The sequence below is a fragment of the Mycobacterium sp. MFM001 genome, from assembly GCF_003402475.1.
In the GTDB taxonomy this organism is placed as follows: Bacteria; Actinomycetota; Actinomycetes; order Mycobacteriales; family Mycobacteriaceae; genus Mycobacterium.
The window spans coordinates 94,728-112,892 of record NZ_BFAB01000006.1; the positions used below are offsets into that span (position 1 = coordinate 94,728).

General features: G+C 68.4%; 22 protein-coding genes and 1 pseudogene. 15 read left to right on the plus strand and 8 right to left on the minus strand.

The features are described 5' to 3' along the window. Positions 1–16 precede the first annotated feature (16 nt). Positions 17–307 (plus strand): annotated as a pseudogene (locus MFM001_RS12160) (nitroreductase/quinone reductase family protein); the annotation flags it as partial. Here MFM001_RS12160 and MFM001_RS12165 read toward each other — a convergent pair. The 5 genes from MFM001_RS12165 to MFM001_RS12185 all read right to left on the minus strand — a co-directional run bounded on the left by MFM001_RS12165 (position 304) and on the right by MFM001_RS12185 (position 2,677). Further along, positions 304–747, minus strand: a complete 444-nt coding sequence (locus MFM001_RS12165; RefSeq protein ID WP_116375533.1) for a transglycosylase family protein — start codon at positions 745–747, stop codon at positions 304–306. The pseudogene MFM001_RS12160 and the gene MFM001_RS12165 overlap by 4 nt on opposite strands. Before the next feature lie 329 nt (positions 748–1,076). Then, the gene (locus MFM001_RS12170; protein ID WP_116375534.1) at positions 1,077–1,466 is read right to left on the minus strand and encodes an MmcQ/YjbR family DNA-binding protein; all 390 of its coding nucleotides are present in this window, start codon (positions 1,464–1,466) and stop codon (positions 1,077–1,079) included. Positions 1,467–1,502: 36 nt separating this feature from the next. Further along, complete coding sequence (locus MFM001_RS12175; protein ID WP_116375535.1) at positions 1,503–1,730, minus strand: transcriptional repressor; 228 nt, start codon at positions 1,728–1,730, stop codon at positions 1,503–1,505. Further along, on the minus strand, positions 1,723–2,130 hold the full coding sequence (locus MFM001_RS12180; protein ID WP_116375536.1) for an ankyrin repeat domain-containing protein: 408 nt from the start codon (positions 2,128–2,130) through the stop codon (positions 1,723–1,725). The genes MFM001_RS12175 and MFM001_RS12180 overlap by 8 nt, the downstream gene beginning before the upstream one ends. A 61-nt stretch (positions 2,131–2,191) precedes the next feature. Further along, positions 2,192–2,677: an LGFP repeat-containing protein gene (locus MFM001_RS12185; RefSeq protein WP_116375537.1), complete on the minus strand. Its 486-nt coding sequence runs from the start codon at positions 2,675–2,677 to the stop codon at positions 2,192–2,194. A gap of 233 nt (positions 2,678–2,910) precedes the next feature. On the opposite strand from MFM001_RS12185, the gene MFM001_RS12190 reads away from it, so the two are divergent. Further along, positions 2,911–3,735: a DUF3097 domain-containing protein gene (locus tag MFM001_RS12190; protein ID WP_116375770.1), complete on the plus strand. Its 825-nt coding sequence runs from the start codon at positions 2,911–2,913 to the stop codon at positions 3,733–3,735. Here the strand turns inward: MFM001_RS12190 and MFM001_RS12195 are convergent. Further along, positions 3,732–4,715, minus strand: coding sequence for a hypothetical protein (locus MFM001_RS12195; protein WP_116375538.1), 984 nt, complete (start codon positions 4,713–4,715; stop codon positions 3,732–3,734). The genes MFM001_RS12190 and MFM001_RS12195 overlap by 4 nt on opposite strands. A gap of 125 nt (positions 4,716–4,840) precedes the next feature. Here MFM001_RS12195 and MFM001_RS12200 point away from each other — a divergent pair, with 125 nt between their 5' ends. Further along, entirely contained in the window at positions 4,841–6,187 is a 1,347-nt protein-coding gene (locus tag MFM001_RS12200; protein WP_116375539.1) for a replication-associated recombination protein A, read from the plus strand. Here MFM001_RS12200 and MFM001_RS12205 read toward each other — a convergent pair. Then, complete coding sequence (locus MFM001_RS12205; RefSeq protein WP_116375771.1) at positions 6,184–6,825, minus strand: GntR family transcriptional regulator; 642 nt, start codon at positions 6,823–6,825, stop codon at positions 6,184–6,186. The genes MFM001_RS12200 and MFM001_RS12205 overlap by 4 nt on opposite strands. A gap of 70 nt (positions 6,826–6,895) precedes the next feature. Between MFM001_RS12205 and MFM001_RS12210 the strand changes: the two genes are divergently transcribed. Genes MFM001_RS12210 through MFM001_RS12225 form a run of 4 tightly spaced genes read left to right on the plus strand, consistent with a single transcriptional unit; the run spans position 6,896 to position 10,686 of the window. Further along, positions 6,896–8,239: an LLM class flavin-dependent oxidoreductase gene (locus MFM001_RS12210; RefSeq protein ID WP_116375540.1), complete on the plus strand. Its 1,344-nt coding sequence runs from the start codon at positions 6,896–6,898 to the stop codon at positions 8,237–8,239. After that, positions 8,239–9,423: a CaiB/BaiF CoA-transferase family protein gene (locus MFM001_RS12215; RefSeq protein ID WP_116375772.1), complete on the plus strand. Its 1,185-nt coding sequence runs from the start codon at positions 8,239–8,241 to the stop codon at positions 9,421–9,423. The genes MFM001_RS12210 and MFM001_RS12215 overlap by 1 nt, the downstream gene beginning before the upstream one ends. A gap of 10 nt (positions 9,424–9,433) precedes the next feature. After that, positions 9,434–10,354 (plus strand): CoA ester lyase, encoded by a 921-nt coding sequence (locus tag MFM001_RS12220; protein ID WP_116375541.1) that lies wholly within the window; start codon positions 9,434–9,436, stop codon positions 10,352–10,354. Then, positions 10,351–10,686, plus strand: a complete 336-nt coding sequence (locus tag MFM001_RS12225; protein ID WP_116375542.1) for a hypothetical protein — start codon at positions 10,351–10,353, stop codon at positions 10,684–10,686. Before MFM001_RS12220 ends, MFM001_RS12225 begins: the two co-directional genes overlap by 4 nt. Before the next feature lie 2 nt (positions 10,687–10,688). Here MFM001_RS12225 and MFM001_RS12230 read toward each other — a convergent pair whose 3' ends face one another. Then, a complete protein-coding gene (locus MFM001_RS12230; protein ID WP_116375543.1) occupies positions 10,689–11,312 on the minus strand; it encodes a hypothetical protein in 624 nt (207 codons plus the stop codon). Positions 11,313–11,517: 205 nt separating this feature from the next. Between MFM001_RS12230 and MFM001_RS12235 the strand changes: the two genes are divergently transcribed. The 8 genes from MFM001_RS12235 to MFM001_RS12270 are packed head-to-tail and all read left to right on the plus strand — an operon-like array spanning position 11,518 to position 18,118. Next, complete coding sequence (locus MFM001_RS12235; RefSeq protein WP_192886936.1) at positions 11,518–11,907, plus strand: secondary thiamine-phosphate synthase enzyme YjbQ; 390 nt, start codon at positions 11,518–11,520, stop codon at positions 11,905–11,907. A 57-nt stretch (positions 11,908–11,964) separates the two neighbouring features. Next, the gene (alaS, locus tag MFM001_RS12240; RefSeq protein ID WP_116375545.1) at positions 11,965–14,661 is read left to right on the plus strand and encodes an alanine--tRNA ligase; all 2,697 of its coding nucleotides are present in this window, start codon (positions 11,965–11,967) and stop codon (positions 14,659–14,661) included. Next, the gene (ruvX, locus tag MFM001_RS12245) at positions 14,662–15,156 is read left to right on the plus strand and encodes a Holliday junction resolvase RuvX (RefSeq protein ID WP_116375546.1); all 495 of its coding nucleotides are present in this window, start codon (positions 14,662–14,664) and stop codon (positions 15,154–15,156) included. Continuing rightward, complete coding sequence (gene mltG, locus MFM001_RS24845) at positions 15,149–16,384, plus strand: endolytic transglycosylase MltG (protein ID WP_142760688.1); 1,236 nt, start codon at positions 15,149–15,151, stop codon at positions 16,382–16,384. The genes ruvX and mltG overlap by 8 nt, the downstream gene beginning before the upstream one ends. Continuing rightward, complete coding sequence (locus MFM001_RS12255) at positions 16,362–17,150, plus strand: shikimate dehydrogenase (protein ID WP_238159128.1); 789 nt, start codon at positions 16,362–16,364, stop codon at positions 17,148–17,150. The genes mltG and MFM001_RS12255 overlap by 23 nt, the downstream gene beginning before the upstream one ends. A 10-nt stretch (positions 17,151–17,160) precedes the next feature. After that, positions 17,161–17,580 carry an A24 family peptidase gene (locus tag MFM001_RS12260; protein ID WP_116375548.1) on the plus strand — a complete coding sequence of 140 codons (420 nt, stop codon included), beginning with the start codon at positions 17,161–17,163 and terminating at the stop codon, positions 17,578–17,580. 41 nt (positions 17,581–17,621) lie between these two features. After that, positions 17,622–17,867, plus strand: a complete 246-nt coding sequence (locus tag MFM001_RS12265; RefSeq protein ID WP_116375549.1) for a type II toxin-antitoxin system Phd/YefM family antitoxin — start codon at positions 17,622–17,624, stop codon at positions 17,865–17,867. Next, entirely contained in the window at positions 17,864–18,118 is a 255-nt protein-coding gene (locus MFM001_RS12270) for a Txe/YoeB family addiction module toxin (protein ID WP_116375550.1), read from the plus strand. The genes MFM001_RS12265 and MFM001_RS12270 overlap by 4 nt, the downstream gene beginning before the upstream one ends. Positions 18,119–18,165: the final 47 nt, after the last annotated feature.

Genomic DNA, 18,165 nt, shown 5'->3' on the forward strand with positions numbered 1-18,165 from the left:
TGCCAAGCGGGTTGAGGAGCCGCGACTTACGCCATTGGCCTACCTGCGCATCGACGGCAAGCTGATCGTCATCGGGTCCTTCGCCGGCGCCGACGTCAATCCCGCCTGGGTACACAATCTGCGCGCCAACCCGGCGGCGCATGTCGAGATCGGGACCGAATCCTTCGACGTGATCGCCCGCGAATTGCCGCCCGCCGAACGGGACGCCGCTTTCCCCAAGATCACCGCCGCGGCGCCGGGTTTCGGTGATTACCAGGCGAAGACCACTCGGGTCATCCCGCTTTTCGAGTTGCAGCCGACGAATTAGTGCGGGATCGCCTTCGACCACAGCTTGTGCAGCGTGGTGCGCACCGGATGCCCGGACCGCAGGATGTTGACCACTTCCGTCGGGAACAGTGTTTGGTCGGGTCCGCACTTCGGCCACGCCTCGGGTCCCTGATTGGCCAGGGTGCGTTCGGCCACAGCGATCTGCTGCTCCCGGGTGGCGTTCGCCGGTGAGCCGACGCCGCCGTTTTCGGCCCAGGTCGATGGCTTGAACTGCAGGCCGCCGTAGAACCCGTTGCCGGTGTCGGCCGACCAGTTGCCGCCTGACTCGCATTCGGCGACGGCGTCCCAGTTGACGCTGTCGGCGTATGCCACCCCGGTCGTGGGGTCGATGACCAGGGAGATCGCGACGACGACGATTGCCGCCTTCACCAATGACTTGCACCAGGTTTCTGCATTGAGTGCTCCACCAAATCGTGCCATTTAACACCAGTAACAAATGATCGTGAAAACTGTCAACAGATGAGTCAATTTTTATTTAGCGAGATTGATGGTGTCCCGGCGTTTCGAGTAGTCATGAGTTAATAGAAGTGTTATTGATGCAAATGATGCAATCGCTATCAAAGTGATGAATGTTATTAGAACAACTTACTGAGGTAGTAGTTAACTACTGTTGTTTCTGTTGCTTGTGATGTTTCTGAGGTGATTTCGGTATCGACGTGCCCTCTATTGAGGTAAGCAGGCGGTGCGAGTGGCGCCGGTGATCCTTGCAGCGGTCGTTGCGACGTGCGTGGACGACCTGGAAGCGGTCATCACGTTGCCTCGCCGAGGAACTCCTCGACCAGGCGTTTCGGCGCCTGCGTCAGCCAAGCCTCGGTGATCACCTCGCGCAGCCCGAGCTCGTCGATTTCGCCCAGTTTGACCAGCACCGCCGGATAGCCGTCGAAATGCGGGGTGGTGAAATACACAGCGGGCTCCTCGGCGATCAATGCGAACTTGACCCCCTCGTCGGCCACCCGTACACCGAGGATGTCGCCGCTGGGCGGTTCAATTCCCTGCGCCGCCAACGCTTCTCGATCGGATTTGCGCAGCGGCCGCTCCCAGGCAATCAGCTTCTTGCCGACCCGCCAGTCGTGTGGTGAGCGCTCTTCGATGAGCGGCAGCTCCCCGACGATGCCGACAACGTCGTCCCACGTGGCCACAATTCGATTGTGCTCCCGCAGAGCCGGTTAGGGTAGCTAGCTACGCACCCAATGTGCGTGTCGTCCGGATATGTTGCGGCGCTTGACCTCTCCCCGGCGTTCGAGCACGGTGAGGCTGCGGTAGACCGTCTCGATGACGATCGGTTGCCGAAAGTGCTCTTCGGTGTGTTCGCGCAGCTGGGCCGTGGTCAGTGAGTGGCTGGAGCGGGTGAGGTAGCTCAGCAGCGTCTGGCGCAACAGCTCTGGGCAGACGCGGTCATGCATCCGCGCTCAGCGCAGCTTGAAGTTTGGGAAGCAGCCCGGCCGTCTCTTCGTCGTCGGTCATCTTGTGCGCCAAGTCGATCGGGCTGACATCGTGGTTGTTCTTCGCGGCCGGGTCCGCACCGCGCTCGAGGAGAAGCCCGACGATCGCATCGGTCCCCGGAGCGTGGTACACCGCTCGCCACAGCGGGGTGTTGCCCCACCGGTCAGGCAGGTTCACGTCTGCGCCGACGCTCACCAGGAATACGGCGAGATCCTCGGCGCCGAGGTCGATTGCGCGGTGCAGCGGCGTCCTGCCGTCGTCGTCGACCGCGTCGATGTCGAGGCGCCCGTCACTGATCTGTTCTTTGAGTTCATCGGCGCCCATCAGCGCCGCGCCGTTGATGGACGAACTTTGCGTCATCTTTCCCCCAGATAACCGGCCGTCGAATTGCCAAGGCAGTCAACGGTTTACCGCAGCATCGCTAGCTGATTGTGATGTGTGGGCCGTCGGTGTACGTGATGGTCCCGTGCTGGAAGTGCTGTTGGCTGCCACCGGGAATCGGTTGCTCGTCGCTGGTCGGGTAGCCCAATTGCCCGCCCGCGCCGCCGTTTTGTAGCCAGGTGTTGCCGATCCCGCCCCAGAGGATGTGGGCGCCCGTGGTGGGCGACCAGTAGATGGCGCCGCCGTCGAACGTGCTGTACTGGCCGTCGCCCGGGCCGGGTCGCTCGCTGGCCGTCGGTCGCGCCAGTGCACTGTTCGGCCCGCCGACCGAGTTGTATTTCTGCAGGATCGCCCCGTGTAGAACGAATTCACCGCTCGGGGTCGGGATTTTCGTGCTCTCGGTGCCGGCGGCTGCCGGCTCACTGAGGCCGGTGCCGTTGGCATCGGCCGTGGGCTTGCCCGAACATCCGGCCAGCGCCGCGGCCCCGGCCGTCACAAGGGCAGCCGCCTGCCGCGTGCGCTTCATGACGATGCCCCCTTCCGCACCGACTTCCCCACGAGTTCGGCGTGCGAACCCCCGAAGTTGACGGATCGCAATCAACCCCCTGGTAGCGACCGCGATCCGCCAACCTCTCGAATCCTTGGACACAGTCCGTCGTATTGTCAAGGGTTCTGACGAAAATGCGGTCGATGTACACGTGTCTGGTAGACGGTGTGGCGACCCGCGATTCGGCCGCGACCGTTCCTAGGATCGCTCGGGTGACCGACCGCTACGGAACCGACGTTTTGGCCAATGACCCGCACCGATCCCGGCGCCCGCGCGCCACGGAACTGCCGGTGGAGCTCGGCATGGTCCTCGAAGACGCCCAGAGCGGCTATGTGGGCGCGGTGGTGCGAATCGAGTACGGCCGCATGGAACTCGAGGACCGCCACGGCCGCACCAAACCGTTCCCGATCGGGCCGGGCTACCTCGTCGACGGCCGGCCGGTGATTCTGACGAAGCCGCGCCGCCCGCTCCCCGAGGCGCCGAAGCGCACCGCGTCGGGCTCGGTGGCGGTGTCGGGGGAGCGCGCCCGGGTGGCGCTGGCCAGCCGGATCTATGTCGAGGGACGCCACGACGCCGAGCTCGTCGAGCAGGTGTGGGGCGACGATCTGCGGGTCGAGGGGGTGGTGGTCGAGCACCTCGGCGGCGTCGACGACTTGGTGGGCGTGGTCGAGCGGTTCCGGCCGGGCCCGGGCCGGCGGCTCGGCGTGCTAGTCGACCACTTAGTGCCTGGGTCGAAGGAGGCCCGGCTGGCGGACGCGGTACGACGCGGGCCGGGCGGCGCGCACACGCTGGTCGTCGGTCACCCGTTCGTCGACATCTGGCAGGCGGTCAAGCCGAATCGCCTTGGGCTGCAAGCATGGCCGGTGATTCCGCGCGGAGTGGACTGGAAGCGCGGGGTGTGCGAGGCGCTGGGCTGGCGGCCGGACACCGCCGCGGCGTGGCGGCGCATCCGCGGCCGGGTGCGGGACTGGAACGACCTCGACCCGGCCCTGATCGGCCGGGTCGAGGAGTTGATCGACTTCGTGACGGCTTCTTAGCTCGTCGGCGCCACCTGTCCGCCGGAGAGGCGGCGGTAGGTGTAGGTCTGGATGAGCAGCGCCACCGGGGCCGCGACGATGAGCCCGACGCCGCAGACCAGCGCGCCGACCAGCACGACCAGGAACTGCACCAGCCACGACAGCAGCGCGCCGCCGATGTTCGACCTGACCGTCCTGAAGCTGGCCTTCAGCGCCTCGAATGCCGGCAGCCCCCGGTCGGTCGCGAAGGCGATCGTGAACAGGGCGAAGAAGCTGAAGATGAGGCCCGGGATGATGAACAGCAGATAGCCGATTGCCGTGAGCACGCCGACCAGCAGCGCCGCCAGGATCACGACGCCGAAGTTGCGCGGCTTGAAGAACGAGCCGATGCTCACCGGCCGGCCGTCGGCAATGTCCAGCGTTCCGGACAACGTGGCCGCCTGCACGAACGTGCCGTAGACGAAGCTGACGACCTCCAACACGATCGTGCCGATGGTTCCGAGACTGGCGGAGAACATTCCGTTACCGGTGGAGGTGTCGCCCAGAAGGGCGAACACCAGGTAGTGCAACACCACCCCGATCACGCCATAAACCACGAACGAAACAATCAGTGGCAGTGGGTTTTTGGCGAACTTGTTCCAGGCCCAGATGAGCGCGTCACCGACACTGAACTGACTCGACGGGTAGCCGGTCGGCGGGTAGCCCGGGGGCGGATAGCCCTGTTGCTGCGGGTAGCCCGGCGGTGGTGGCGCGCCGCCATATCCCGGGGGCGGGCCGTAACCCGGCGGCGGCGGTGGCGGTGCGCCGTAGCCGGGAGGCGGCCCGGGCGGCGGACCGTACCCCGGAGGCGGTCCCGGCGGCGGACCGTAACCGGGCGGGGGCCCGGGCGGCTGGCCGTAGCCGGGCGGGGGCGGCGGTGACTGGTAGCCGGGTGGCGGATAACCGGGGCCACCGGGCTGCGGATCGGTGGGGCTGCCGGACTGCTCCGGTGGTTGGCTCATGTCCCGCTCCTACCTCGTCGGCGTGAAGTCTGCGCTCGCAGAACTTAGCAAGTATTGGGCAGCGCCGCCGGAAACGCGCCGTCCGTCGCTCGCCCGCGCGCGGTTCTCAGCGGCGCCGCCGTGGTATGCCTGAAACCGTGTCCGACGGTCTGTTCGACGTCCCCGACGCGGCCGGGCTCACCGATCGCCCCCAGGGCGGGTCGGCCGCGGCGCCGCTGGCGGTGCGAATGCGCCCGGCCACTCTCGACGAGGTGGTCGGGCAGGACCACCTGCTGCAACCCGGCTCGCCGCTGCGCCGCCTGGTCGAGGGCTCCGGCGTGGCGTCGGTCATCCTCTACGGGCCGCCCGGCAGCGGCAAGACCACACTGGCGGCGCTGATCTCACAGGCCACCGGCCGGCGGTTCGAGGCGCTGTCGGCGCTGTCGGCCGGCGTCAAGGAGGTCCGGGCCGTCATCGATCTGGCCCGCCGCGCCGCGGCACACGGCGAGCAGACCGTGTTGTTCATCGACGAGGTGCACCGGTTCTCCAAGACCCAGCAGGACGCGCTGCTCTCCGCGGTGGAGAACCGGGTGGTGCTGCTGGTCGCGGCGACCACTGAAAATCCGTCGTTCTCGGTGGTGGCGCCGCTGCTGTCGCGCTCGCTGATCCTGCAGTTGCATCCGCTGAGCGGCGACGACGTGCGCGCCGTGGTGCAGCGCGCGATCGACGACCCGCGCGGCCTGGCCGGGCGCGTGCAGGTCGACCCCGACGCCGTCGACCTCCTGGTCCAGCTGGCTGCCGGTGACGCGCGCCGCGCCCTGACCGCGTTGGAGGTAGCAGCCGAAGCCAGCGACCGCGTGGCCGTCGAAACCATCGAACAGTCGCTGGACAAGGCGGCGGTGCGCTACGACCGAGACGGCGACCAGCACTACGACGTGATCAGCGCGTTCATCAAATCGGTGCGCGGCTCCGACGTCGACGCCGCACTGCACTACCTGGCCCGGATGCTGGTTGCCGGCGAGGACCCGCGGTTCGTCGCCCGCCGGCTGATGATCCTCGCCAGCGAGGACATCGGGATGGCCGATCCGACCGCACTGCAGACCGCGGTCGCCGCCGCGCAGACCGTGCAGCTGATCGGCATGCCCGAGGCGCAGCTCACGCTCGCGCACGCCACCGTGCACCTGGCCACCGCACCCAAGTCGAACGCGGTGACCACCGCGCTGGGTGCGGCGATGGCCGACATCAAAGCGGGCAAGGCCGGACTGGTGCCCGTACATCTGCGCGACGGCCACTACTCGGGTGCCGCCGCGCTGGGCAACGCCCAGGGCTACCGGTACTCCCACGACGACCCGGATGGCATTGTGGCACAACAATATCCGCCCGACGAGCTGGTCGGCGTGGACTACTACCACCCGACCGGCCGCGGCGCCGAACGCGAAATCGCCGGCCGGCTGGACAAGCTGCGGGCGATCATCCGCGGCAAGCGCCGCTAACGGCTTTGCAGCGCGTCGGCCAGTGAGCGGCCGGCGTCGAGCACATGGCGTTCGGCGATGTCCCGCGCGCGCTCGGCGTCGCGGTCGGCGAGCGCCTCGACGAGCGCCTGGTGGTCTTCTAGGGCGTGGTGCTCGTGCTCGGGGAAGGCCGCCAGGAAGTTCGACGGCACCACCCGCACGGCCTGCCGGATCTGCGCCATCAGCCGCTGCGAGTGGGCCGCCCGATGGATCTCCCGGTGAAAGCGCCAATTCGCGTCGACGATGCGGCCTTCGCCGGAGTGCGATTCCACATCGGTGGCCAGCGCGCGCAGCCGCTCGATGCCGTCGGGCGTGACCCGCTGCGCAGCCCATGCCGCGGCCTGACCGGTCAGCACACCCAGGATGGTGAAGCTGTCGAGCACGTCGTCGGGGCTGATCCCGATCACCGTGATGCCGCTGCGGGGCGCCACCCGCACCAGCCCGTCGTAGGACAACTCGAGCAGCGCCTCCCGCACCGGCGTGCGGCTGGTGGCGAACTCGGTGGTGATGGCGTCCAGGTCGAGCCGGGTGCCGGCGGGCAGCGCGCCGGTCAGGATGCGGTCGCGCAGTTCGCGGGCGGCGCGCTCCCGCACCGTGCCGGCGATGTCGATGCTGGGCATGACCACGACTTTAAGCCATGCAGACATCTAACACTTGAAATCTAATATATCAAATGTTAGACATCAAGCCATGACCACACGACAGATGGCCCTCGTCGCCTTCATGCAAGCCGGCAACACCTCGGTTTATGCGGGCTCGTGGCGCCACCCCGCCACCGAGCACGGCTACCTCGACGCCTCCTACTACGCCAAGATCGGCCGGCAACTCGAAGAGGGTTGTTTCGACCTGATGTTCTTCGACGACCGGCTCGCGATGCCGGGCATCTACGGCGGCTCGGTCGCCGACGCGGTGCGCTACGGCGCGCGGCCGGTGAAGCTGGATCTGTCGATCGTGCTGGGCGTGCTGGCGCAGGCCACGTCGCGCATCGGGTTGGGCGCCACCTCCTCCACCACCTACTACCCGCCGTTTCACGTGGCGCGCACGTTCGCCACCCTAGATCACCTGTCGGGGGGCCGCGCGGCGTGGAACGTGGTCACCTCGGTCAACGACAGCGAGGCCCAAAACTTCGGCGTCGACGCACATTTGGGCCACGACGCCCGCTACGACCGCGCCGACGAATTCCTCGACGCCGTCGTCGGCCTCTGGGACACCTGGGAGGACGACGCCCTGCTGCACGACCGCACGGCCGGTCGCTACGCCGACCCGGCCAAGGTGCACGAGCTCGGCCACGTCGGCGAGTACTTCTCCGTGCGCGGCCCCCTGACGGTGCCGCGCGGCCCGCAGGGCCGGCCGGTGATCATCCAGGCCGGCTCGTCCGGGCGCGGACGCGAATTCGCCTCGCGCTGGGCGGATTTGATCTTCACCGGCGATCCCGGGATCGAGGTGGCGCGCAGCCACTACGCCGACCAGAAGGAGCGCATTGCCGCCGCCGGCCGCGACCCCGACACGGTCAAGCTCTGCCCGATGGCCTACGCGGTGGTGGGGGAGTCCGAGGACCACGCCAAGCACCGCGAGCAGGTCTTCCTCAACGACCTGGTGCACCCGATGGCGTCGCTGACTCTGCTCTCGGAGCTGATGAACTATGACTTCTCCCAACACAATCTAGACGACCCGATCACCGACGAGCTGATCGCCTCGGTGTCCGGCATTCGTGGCCTGGTGCAGAACCTGCGCACCCATATCGGCGACGCTGTCACGCTGCGCGACCTGGCCGGCCACCGCGCCACCCTGCTGCAGGGACCGCGGTTCGTCGGCACCGGTCAGCAGGTCGCCGACCAGATGGAGGAGTGGTTCCACGGCGGCGCCTGCGACGGATTCGTCTTGGCTGCAACGCATTTGCCCGGGGCGTTCGAGGACGTGGTGCGCATGGTGGTCCCGGAGTTGCAGCGGCGCGGCCTGTTCCGCACCGGCTACGACGGCGTGACCCTGCGCGACCATCTGGGCCTGCCGCGGCCGGCCTGCGTCAGCGCATGATGCTCGACGGCATCCGGATTCTCGACATGGCCACGCTGGCGGCGGCGCCGCTGGCGGCCACCTACCTCGGCGAGTTCGGCGCCGACGTCATCAAGGTCGAGCAACCGGGCAGCGGCGATCCGATCCGCAGCTGGGGACACCAGCGCGACGGCGTCGGGCTGATGTGGAAGTCGGTGTCGCGCAACAAGCGTGCGATCACTCTCGACCTGCGTGTCACCGAAGGCCAGGCGTTGCTGCGTCGCCTCGTTCAGCATGCGGACGCCGTGATCGCCAACACCCGGCCGTCGACGCTGCGGTCCTGGGGGCTGGACTACGACGCGCTGCGCGCCGTCAACGACCGCATCGTGATGCTGCACATCACCGGCTACGGGCTGTCCGGGCCGAAAAGCGACCGGCCCGGCTTCGGCACGCTCGGCGAGGCGATGAGCGGCTTCGCGCATATCACCGGCCAACCCGACGGGCCGCCCACCCTGCCGCCGTTCATGCTGGCCGACGGGGTGGCGTCGCTGAACGCGGCCTACGCGGTGATGCTGGCGCTCTATCACCGCGACGTGCACGGCGCGCCAGGGCAATTGATCGACGTCAACCTGATCGATCCGTTGGCGCGGCTGTTGGAGCAGACGCTGCTCGGCTACGACCAGCTCGGGCTGGTGCCGAACCGGAGTGGCAACCGCTGGGACATCTCCGCGCCGCGCAACACCTATCGCACCGCCGACGGCCGCTGGCTGGCGATGTCGGGCAGCTCACCGGCGTTGGCGCTGAGGGTGTTTCGGGCGATCGGGCGTGCCGACCTGGTCGAGGACGCCGACTTCGCCGACCCGCAGCGGCGGCTGGCCCGGGCCCGCGAGGTCGACCAGGTGGTCGCCGACTGGGTGGCGACCAAGACGCTCGCCGAGGCGATGGCCATTCTCGACGCCGAAAACGTCGCCGCCGCACCCGTTTACGACATCACCGACCTGGTCGCCGACGACCAGCTGACGCACCGTGAGGTGTTCGTCAAAGTCGGCGACGACGAACTCGGCGCCATGACCGTGCAAGCGCCCGTGCCGCGGTTCTCCGACACGCCGGGCCGCGTGGCGCAGCTCGGTCCGCGGCTCGGCGAACACAACACCGAGGTGTACGGCGAGCTACTCGGCTTGACACCCACCGATATCGACGACCTGCACGCCCGCGGCGTGCTGTAGCCAAGGAGACCTGCCAATGCTGTTGCGCCGCTCGGAACTTGCCGTTCCCGCCAGCAACGACCACATGTTCGCCCACGCCGCCTCGTCGCAAGCCGACCTGGTGTTCCTCGACTTGGAGGACGCCGTCGCACCCGCACACAAGGAGACCGCGCGCGCCAAAGCCGTTGCGGCACTGAACGAACTCGACTGGGGGCGCACGGTCCGGGCGATCCGGATCAACGGCCTCGACACCCGTTGGTGCCACGACGACATCATCGACGTGGTCACCGCGGCCCGCGAAAACCTCGACACGATCATCGTTCCCAAGGTGCGCACCGCCCGCGACGTCTGGTGGGTCGACGTGCTGCTGACGCAGCTGGAAGCCAAGCTCGGGCGGCCGCGCCCGATCCGGCTGGAGGTGCTGATCGAGGAGGTCGAGGGGCTGGCCAACGCGGAGGAGATCGCCGCCGCCAGCAGCAGGCTGGACGCGCTGATCTTCGGCGTCGGCGACTACTCGCTGTCGCAGGGCGCGCGGGTGGACACCAACTTCGTCCCACTCGGCGACTACCCCGGCGACTTCTGGCACTACGCCCGCACCAAGGTGCTCGTCGCCGCGCGGATCGCCGGGATCGACGCGATCGACGCGCCCTACCCGGACTACCGCGACCTCGAGGGCTATGAGCGTGACGCCCGCCGCGCCGGGCTGCTCGGTTACACCGGCAAATGGGCGATCCACCCGAGCCAGGTGCCGGTCGCCAACGAGGTGTATTCGCCGACGGCCGAGGAGATCGCACTGGCCGAACGCAACGTCGCCGCCTACCGCGACGGCGAGGCCGACGGCCTGGGTGCGGTGGGAGTGAACGGGGTGCTCGTCGACGCCGCCCATGTCAAGATGGCGCAGGCGACGCTGCAGCGCGCCGCCCTGATCGACGGCGACAGGGGAAGCGGATGAAGACCTTCACCGACGACGAGATGAACGCCCTGCTGCCGGCCGCCAAGACCTACAGCGTCGTCATCCTCACGCGGGGGCCCGATTTCGGCGGCGACGACACCCCGGCGATCATCTGGGAGCACGGTCGGCGCAACTTCGCGCTTCGCCACGAAGGCGTGCTGGCCGTGGTGTTGCCGGTTACCGACGGCTCGGATGTGTGCGGCGTCGGCGTGTTCACCGGGACCGTCGAGGAGACCACCGCGGTGATGCACGACGATCCCGGCGTGCAGGCCGGGGTGTTCACCTACGAGGTGCACCCCTGCCGGGGCTTCCCCGGCGACGCGTTGCCCTAGAGCTAGACCAGCTCGGGCACCCGCAACTGAGCGATCGCCAACTCGAACTCGCCGACGTCCACCTGGTCGGCGCCGAGGTCGCGAAGTATGCCGGTGCGCAGTGAGCGGGCCTGGTCGTCGCTGCGCCGCATCGCCTCCATGCTGTCGAACGTCGACGAGGACACGGCGCGGCACGACGTGCGGTCGAGCATCAGGCTGGCGCTGCAGAAACCCTCGAGTTCCTCGATCGCCGGCAGCACCGACTCCCGGTAGAACCCAATGGCCTTGTCGAACTGCTCGGGCCGGATCTTGAGCCAGGTGGCGCGCACGCCGGCGCCCCGCCCCGAGCGGTGGTCACGGTGCAGCACCGCGATCTCCCACCGGTCGACGGTGGGGGTGCCGCCGCCGAACACTTGCGCCGCGCGCTGCTGAAGCGGCCGGACCTGCTCGCCGCTGGCGTGCATTGTTTTCTCCGAGTCCCACGAGCTGGTGGCGATGCATCTGCCGGACTCGCGGTCGACCAGCAGCGACAGTCCCATGCACCCGTCCAGGTCCTGCAGAGCGGGCATGACCACGTCGCGGATATGCGCAATGCCGGCGTCGATGCACGACCGTTGCGCCTGGATTGTGGTAGAGCGCGCGTACACGATTCAACCCCTCCTTGCTCGGGGGCAGCGCCCCGGTGGCGCCACCGGTCCTATCAACACCTTCCTCCAATGTGATAAGCGTCGCAATGGTTTTGCCGCGGATCGGCGGCTCCGTAAATACCAGCCGGGCTCGACGACGTCGACCCGCTGCGCCCGGCTTCGCCGCGCTTGCGATCGCCGTACCCTGGATGACGTGGATACCGATGTGCTGGATGTGGACACCGCGCGTCGCCGGATCGTCGACCTGACGGACGAGGTGCGCTCGTTCTGCTCTTCGCGCGCTGACGGCCTGTGCAATGTGTTCGTCCCGCACGCGACGGCCGGGGTGGCGATCATCGAGACCGGCGCCGGTTCCGACGACGATCTCGTCGACACGCTCGAGCGGTTACTGCCGCGCGACGACCGTTACCGGCACGCGCACGGCTCGCCTGGTCACGGCGCCGACCATGTGTTGCCGGCCATCGTGTCGCCGTCGGTGACGGTGCCGGTGGCCGGCGGCGAACCGCTGCTGGGCACCTGGCAAAGCGTGGTGCTCGTCGACCTCAACCGGGACAATCCGCGGCGGTCGGTGCGGCTGAGCTTCGTCAAGGGCTGATCCTGCAGACCGGTAAGGTAGTGCGATCAAATTGGCGAGAAGGACAGCGACGACAACGTGCAGACACACGAGATCAGGAAGCGGTTCCTCGATCATTTCGTGAAAGCGGGTCACACCGAGGTGCCGAGTGCCTCGGTGATCCTCGACGACCCCAACCTGCTGTTCGTCAACGCCGGCATGGTGCAGTTCGTGCCGTACTTTCTCGGCCAGCGCACCCCGCCGTACCCGACGGCTACCAGCATCCAGAAATGCATCCGCACTCCGGATATCGACGAGGTCGGGATCACCACCCGGCACAACACGTTCTTCCAGATGGCCGGCAATTTTTCGTTCGGCGACTACTTCAAACGCGGCGCGATCGAGTTGGCCTGGACGCTGCTGACTAATTCCAAAGACGACGGCGGCTACGGGTTTGACCCCGAAAAGCTCTGGGCCACCGTGTATTTGGACGACGACGAGGCCGCCGGACTGTGGCAGGAAGTGGCCGGTCTGCCGGCGGAGCGGATCCAGCGCCGCGGCATGGCCGACAACTACTGGTCGATGGGCATCCCCGGCCCGTGCGGGCCGTCGTCGGAGATCTACTACGACCGCGGCCCCGAATACGGCCCGGAAGGTGGCCCACTGGCCAGCGAAGAGCGCTACATCGAAATCTGGAACCTCGTGTTCATGGAAAACGAACGCGGCGAGGGCACCAGCAAAGAGGACTACGAGATCCTTGGGCCGTTGCCGCGCAAGAACATTGACACCGGCATGGGCGTCGAGCGGGTCGCGGTGCTGTTGCAGGGCGTGCACAACGTCTACGAAACCGACCTGCTGCGCCCCGTCATCGACACCGTGGCCGCCAAAGCGCCGCGGCCATACGACGTCGGCAACCACGACGACGACGTGCGCTACCGGATCATCGCCGACCACAGCCGCACCGCCGCGATCCTGATCGGCGACGGTGTGAGCCCAGGCAACGACGGCCGCGGCTACGTGCTGCGCCGGCTGCTGCGCCGGGTGATCCGCTCGGCCAAACTGCTGGACATCGACGGCCCGATCGTCGGCGAGCTGATGGCTACCGTGCGCGACGCGATGGGCCCGTCGTATCCGGAACTGGTCACCGACTTCGAGCGGATCAACCGGATCGCCGTCGCCGAGGAGACCGCGTTCAACCGCACCCTGGCGTCGGGCTCGAAGCTGTTCGAGGAGGTGGCCGGCGCCACCAAGGCCTCCGGCGCCACCGTGTTGTCCGGCTCGGATGCGTTCACGCTGCACGACACCTACGGGTTCCCGATCGAGCTGACCCTCGAGATGGCCGCCGAAGCCGGTCTGAAAGTGGACGAAAGCGGCTTTCGCGAGTTGATGGCCGAGCAGCGCCGTCGCGCCAAGGCCGACGCCGCCGCCCGCAAGCATGCGCACGCCGACCTCTCCGCCTACCGCGAGCTGGTCGACGCCGGGCCCACCGAGTTCACCGGTTTCGACGAATTGTCTTCGGAGGCACGGATTTTGGGCGTCTTCGTCGACGGCCGACGGGTACCGGTGGTGGCACACGACGACGCCGTCGCCGCCGATCGCGTCGAACTGGTGCTGGACCGCACCCCGCTGTACGCCGAATCCGGTGGGCAGGTCGCCGACGTCGGCACGATCAGCGGCACCGGCGCGGGGGAGAGTGCCCGGGCGGCGGTCACCGACGTGCAGAAGATCGCGCACACCCTGTGGGTGCACCGGGTCAACGTGGAATCCGGTGAATTCGTCGAGGGCGACACGATTGTCGCGGCCGTCGACCCAAGCTGGCGCAAGGGCGCCACCCAGGGCCACTCGGGCACCCACATGGTGCATGCGGCGCTGCGACAAGTGCTGGGCCCCAACGCCGTTCAGGCCGGCTCGCTGAACCGCCCCGGATATCTGCGCTTCGACTTCAACTGGCAGGGCCCGCTGACCGAGGAGCAGCGCACCCAGATAGAAGAAGTGACCAATCAAGCCGTGCAGGCCGACTTCGAGGTGCACACCTTCACCGAACAGCTCGACAAGGCCAAGGCGATGGGCGCGTTGGCGCTGTTCGGCGAGCGCTACCCCGACGAGGTGCGGGTCGTCGAGATCGGTGGGCCGTTCTCGCTGGAGCTCTGCGGCGGCACGCACGTACACAATTCGGCGCAGATCGGGCCGGTGACCATTCTGGGCGAATCGTCGGTGGGTTCCGGGGTGCGCCGGGTCGAGGCCTACGTCGGGTTGGAGTCGTTCAAGCACCTGGCCAAGGAGCGGGCACTGATGGCGGGGCTGGCGTCGTCGCTGAAGGTGCCGTCGGAAGAGGTGCCTGCCCGGGTGGCCAACCTGGTCGAGCGGCTGAAGGCCGCCGAGAAGGAACTCGAACGCGCCCGGCTGGCAAATGCCCGGGCCGCGGCGACCAATGCGGCGGCCGGTGCGCAGCGCATCGGTAACGTGCGTGTGGTGGCGCAGCGGATGTCGGCGGGGATGACGGCCGGTGACCTGCGCTCGCTGGTCGGCGACATCCGCGGCAAGCTCGGCAGCGACCCGGCGGTGGTCGCGTTGATCGCCGAGGGGGAGGGCGACGCCGTGCCGTATGCGGTCGCCGCCAACCCCGCGGCTCAGGAGCTGGGGATCCGGGCCAATGACCTGGTCAAGCAGCTGGCCGGGGCGGTAGACGGGCGCGGCGGCGGCAAGCCCGACCTCGCGCAGGGCTCAGGGAGGGATCCGTCGGGCATCGACGCGGCGCTCGACGCGGTACGGGCAGAGATAGCGCGGGTCAGCTGAGTGGAATCTTCGCAACACCGCCGGCCGGACCGGCCCGGCGGAGACGATCCCGGACGCGGGCGGCGGCTGGGCGTCGACGTCGGCAGCGTGCGCATCGGGGTGGCCGCCAGCGACCCCGACGGCATCCTGGCCACGCCGGTAGAGACTGTTCGCCGGGACAGGTCCGGCCGCCACGTGCGCCGGCTGGCCGAGCTGGTCGCCGAGCTGGACGCTGTCGAGGTGATCGTCGGGCTGCCCCGCACACTGGCCGACCGCACCGGCCCGTCGGCCCGCGACGCGATCGAACTGGCCGAGCTGCTGGCCCGCCGGATCGCCCCGACGCCTGTGCGGCTGACCGACGAGCGGCTGACCACCGTCAGCGCGCAGCGCTCGCTGCGCGAGGCCGGTGTTCGCGCCAAGGGCCAGCGGGGCGTCATCGACCAAGCGGCGGCGGTGGCCATCCTGCAGGGCTGGCTCGACGAGCGGCGTGCAGCGCTGGAGGTCAACGGTGCGTGAGGGACGCGAGCGAGCAGCGCCTGAGGCGGTGGGGCCGCCCCGGCGGGTGCGCAGCCGCGCCGAGCGGCTGCGTGCCGAGCGTGGCCGTCGCCGTCGGCGCCTCGTCAGCGGGCTCGCCACAGCCGTGCTCGTCGTCGTGGTCGTCGCGGCCGTCTTCATCGGCTCCAAGCTGTGGCACATGTTCGGCTCGCAGAACGACTATCGCGGCAGCGGCAAACAGGACGTGGTGATCCAGATCCACTCCGGCGACTCGACCACGGCGATCGGCGAGACCCTGCACGACCGCGGCGTGGTCCGCACGGTCCGCGCGTTTGTCGATGCCGCGCACGGCAACTCCGCGATCTCGTCGATCCAGCCCGGCTACTACCGGATGCGCACCGAGATCCCGGCGTCGTCGGCCGTCGAGCGGCTCGCCGACCCCAACAGCCGGGTGGGCCGGCTGGTGATCCCGGAGGGCCGCCAGCTCGACGACACCACCGACGTCAAGACCAACGCCGTCACGCCGGGCATCTTCACGCTGATCTCGCGGGCCACCTGCGTGGAGCTCGACGGCGACAAGCGCTGCGTCGCGGTCAACGACCTGCGCGCCGCCGCCGCCAGCACACCGCCGGCGGTGCTGGCGGTGCCCGGTTGGGCCGTCGACCCGATGACCCGGATGGGCAGCGACCACCGCCGGATCGAGGGGCTGATCGCGCCGGGCACGTTCAACGTGAACCCGTCGGCGTCGCCGCAGAAGATCCTGTCGACGCTGATCAGCTCCAGCGCGGTCGACTACGTGAAGTCGGGGCTGGTGGACACCGCCAAGGAGATGAACATGTCGTCCTACGACGTGCTCGTCGTGGCGTCGTTGGTGCAGCGCGAAGCCAAGCCGCAGGACTTTCCGAAGGTCGCCCAGGTCATCTACAACCGGCTGGCCGAGCACCGCACGCTCGAGTTCGACTCGACGGTCAACTACCCGCTGGACCGCCGGGAGGTCGCCACCACCGACGCCGACCGCGCCCAGTCCACGCCGTGGAACACCTACCTGTCCGAGGGGTTGCCGGCGACGCCGATCTGCTCGCCGGGCACCGATGCGCTGTCGGCCGCCGAGCATCCCGAGCCGGGTGACTGGCTGTACTTCGTCACGATCGACGCGCAGGGCACGACGCTGTTCACCCGCGACTACCAGCAGCATCTGGCCAACATCGAGCTGGCTCAACACAACGGTGTCCTGGACAGCGCCCGCTAGACGGGCCGGCGTGCTCGGCAAGCCGATCGCGCATTCACGCTCTCCGCGGCTGCACCTGGCGGCCTACCGCGCGCTGGGCCTGGACTGGACGTACGAGCGCATCGAGTGCGACGCCGACGAACTGCCCGGCGTGGTCCGCGGCTTCGGCCCGGAGTGGGTCGGGGTGTCGGTGACGATGCCGGGCAAGTTCGCGGCGCTGCGGGTCGCCGACGAGCGCACCGCGCGCGCTGAACTGGTCGGCTCGGCTAACACGCTGGTCCGCACACCACATGGTTGGCGGGCCGACAACACCGACGTCGACGGCGTGACGGGAGCGCTCGGCGCGGCGTCCGGACAGGCGGTGGTCGCCGGGTCCGGCGGCACGGCACCGGCGGCGGTGGTGGCGCTGGCCGAGCTGGGGGTCAGCGGCATCACTGTCGTCGCGCGCAACCCGGACAAGGCCGCCCGGTTGGTGCAGCTGGGCGCCAACGTCGGGGTGCCGACCCGGTTCAGTGGGCTGGGCACGCCACTCGACGAGGCGACGGTGTTGGTCAATACGCTGCCGGCCGACGTTGCCGCGGAGTATGCGCAGACCCTGGCCGCCGTCCCGGTGCTGCTGGACGCGATCTACGACCCGTGGCCGACACCGCTGGCCGAGGCGGTGGCCGCGACGGGCGGGCGAGTGATCAGCGGCCTGCAGATGCTGCTGCACCAAGCGTTCGCGCAAGTCGAACAATTCACAGGCTTGCCGGCGCCGCGAGAGGCGATGATCGCCGCGGTGGGCTAGCGTGCGCCGCATGCTGATCGCTGCCACGTTGCTGTGGATGGGGGTGCTGACCGGCTACGACATTCGCCAGCGTCGGTTGCCCAACTGGCTGACGCTGCCGGGCTTCGCGGTGATCATGGTGTTCGCGATCAGCTTGGGCCGCGGTCCGGCCGCGGCGCTGGGCGCAGGGCTGCTGGCGACCTGCTATTTGCTGGTCCATGAAGTTGCGCCGGCGGCAATGGGAGCCGGGGATGTCAAGCTGGCGCTGGGCCTGGGCGCGCTGACCGGCTGCTTCGGCGTCGACGTATGGGTGCTCGCGGCAATCGGCGCGCCGCTGCTGACCGCGGTGATCGGGGGAGCGGCATGGCTCGGCTGGTCGATGAGGACCCTGCCGCACGGCCCGTCGATGTGCGCGGCTAGCGCCGCCGCGCTGGGCCTGGCCCAACTGTAAGACTGGTACCATATCTTGTACCACTAACAGGGAGGATTTGCGTGGCAATCACTGCGAGCGAGGCGCGCAAGAACCTGTTTCCCCTGATCGAAAAGGTGAACGCGGACCGCACACCGGTTGAGATCACGTCGAAGGCCGGTCGCGCTGTGCTGATGTCCGCCGATGACTGGGAAGCGTGGCAGGAGACTGCGTATCTGTTCCAGTCCCCGGCGAACGCCCGTAGGCTCCTCGACGCCGCTGACGCCCTGGACAAGGGCCGCGGAATCCGGGGCGAGCTCAGCGAGTGAACCTCGTCTTCGCGCCTCAGGCGTGGGACGACTACCTGTATTGGCAGGCCGCCGACCGTGCAGTGCTCAAGCGGATTAACAAGCTCATCGCGGACACCTGTCGGTCGCCGCAGGAAGGCATCGGTAAGCCAGAGCCGTTGAAATACGGGCTCATCGGCGCCTGGTCCCGGCGGATCACCCAGGAACACCGGCTCGTCTACCGCGTCGTCGACGACGACCTGCAAATCCTCCAGGCGCGATATCACTACTAGCCAATTGTCGCTAGGCGCGGCGCGCGATACGGGACGAAACTAAACGG

Excerpts from the sequence above, each read along its gene's own strand:
- MFM001_RS12200 (WP_116375539.1), top strand. The coding sequence starts at position 4,841 with ATGCCTGAAACCGTGTCCGACGGTCTGTTCGACGTCCCCGACGCGGCC.
- MFM001_RS12210 (WP_116375540.1), top strand. The coding sequence starts at position 6,896 with ATGACCACACGACAGATGGCCCTCGTCGCCTTCATGCAAGCCGGCAAC.
- MFM001_RS12175 (WP_116375535.1), bottom strand. The coding sequence starts at position 1,730 with ATGCATGACCGCGTCTGCCCAGAGCTGTTGCGCCAGACGCTGCTGAGC.
- MFM001_RS12215 (WP_116375772.1), top strand. The coding sequence starts at position 8,239 with ATGCTCGACGGCATCCGGATTCTCGACATGGCCACGCTGGCGGCGGCG.
- MFM001_RS12180 (WP_116375536.1), bottom strand. The coding sequence starts at position 2,130 with ATGACGCAAAGTTCGTCCATCAACGGCGCGGCGCTGATGGGCGCCGAT.
- MFM001_RS12225 (WP_116375542.1), top strand. The coding sequence starts at position 10,351 with ATGAAGACCTTCACCGACGACGAGATGAACGCCCTGCTGCCGGCCGCC.
- MFM001_RS12260 (WP_116375548.1), top strand. The coding sequence starts at position 17,161 with ATGCTGATCGCTGCCACGTTGCTGTGGATGGGGGTGCTGACCGGCTAC.
- MFM001_RS12195 (WP_116375538.1), bottom strand. The coding sequence starts at position 4,715 with ATGAGCCAACCACCGGAGCAGTCCGGCAGCCCCACCGATCCGCAGCCC.
- MFM001_RS12185 (WP_116375537.1), bottom strand. The coding sequence starts at position 2,677 with ATGAAGCGCACGCGGCAGGCGGCTGCCCTTGTGACGGCCGGGGCCGCG.
- MFM001_RS12205 (WP_116375771.1), bottom strand. The coding sequence starts at position 6,825 with ATGCCCAGCATCGACATCGCCGGCACGGTGCGGGAGCGCGCCGCCCGC.
- MFM001_RS12165 (WP_116375533.1), bottom strand. The coding sequence starts at position 747 with ATGGCACGATTTGGTGGAGCACTCAATGCAGAAACCTGGTGCAAGTCA.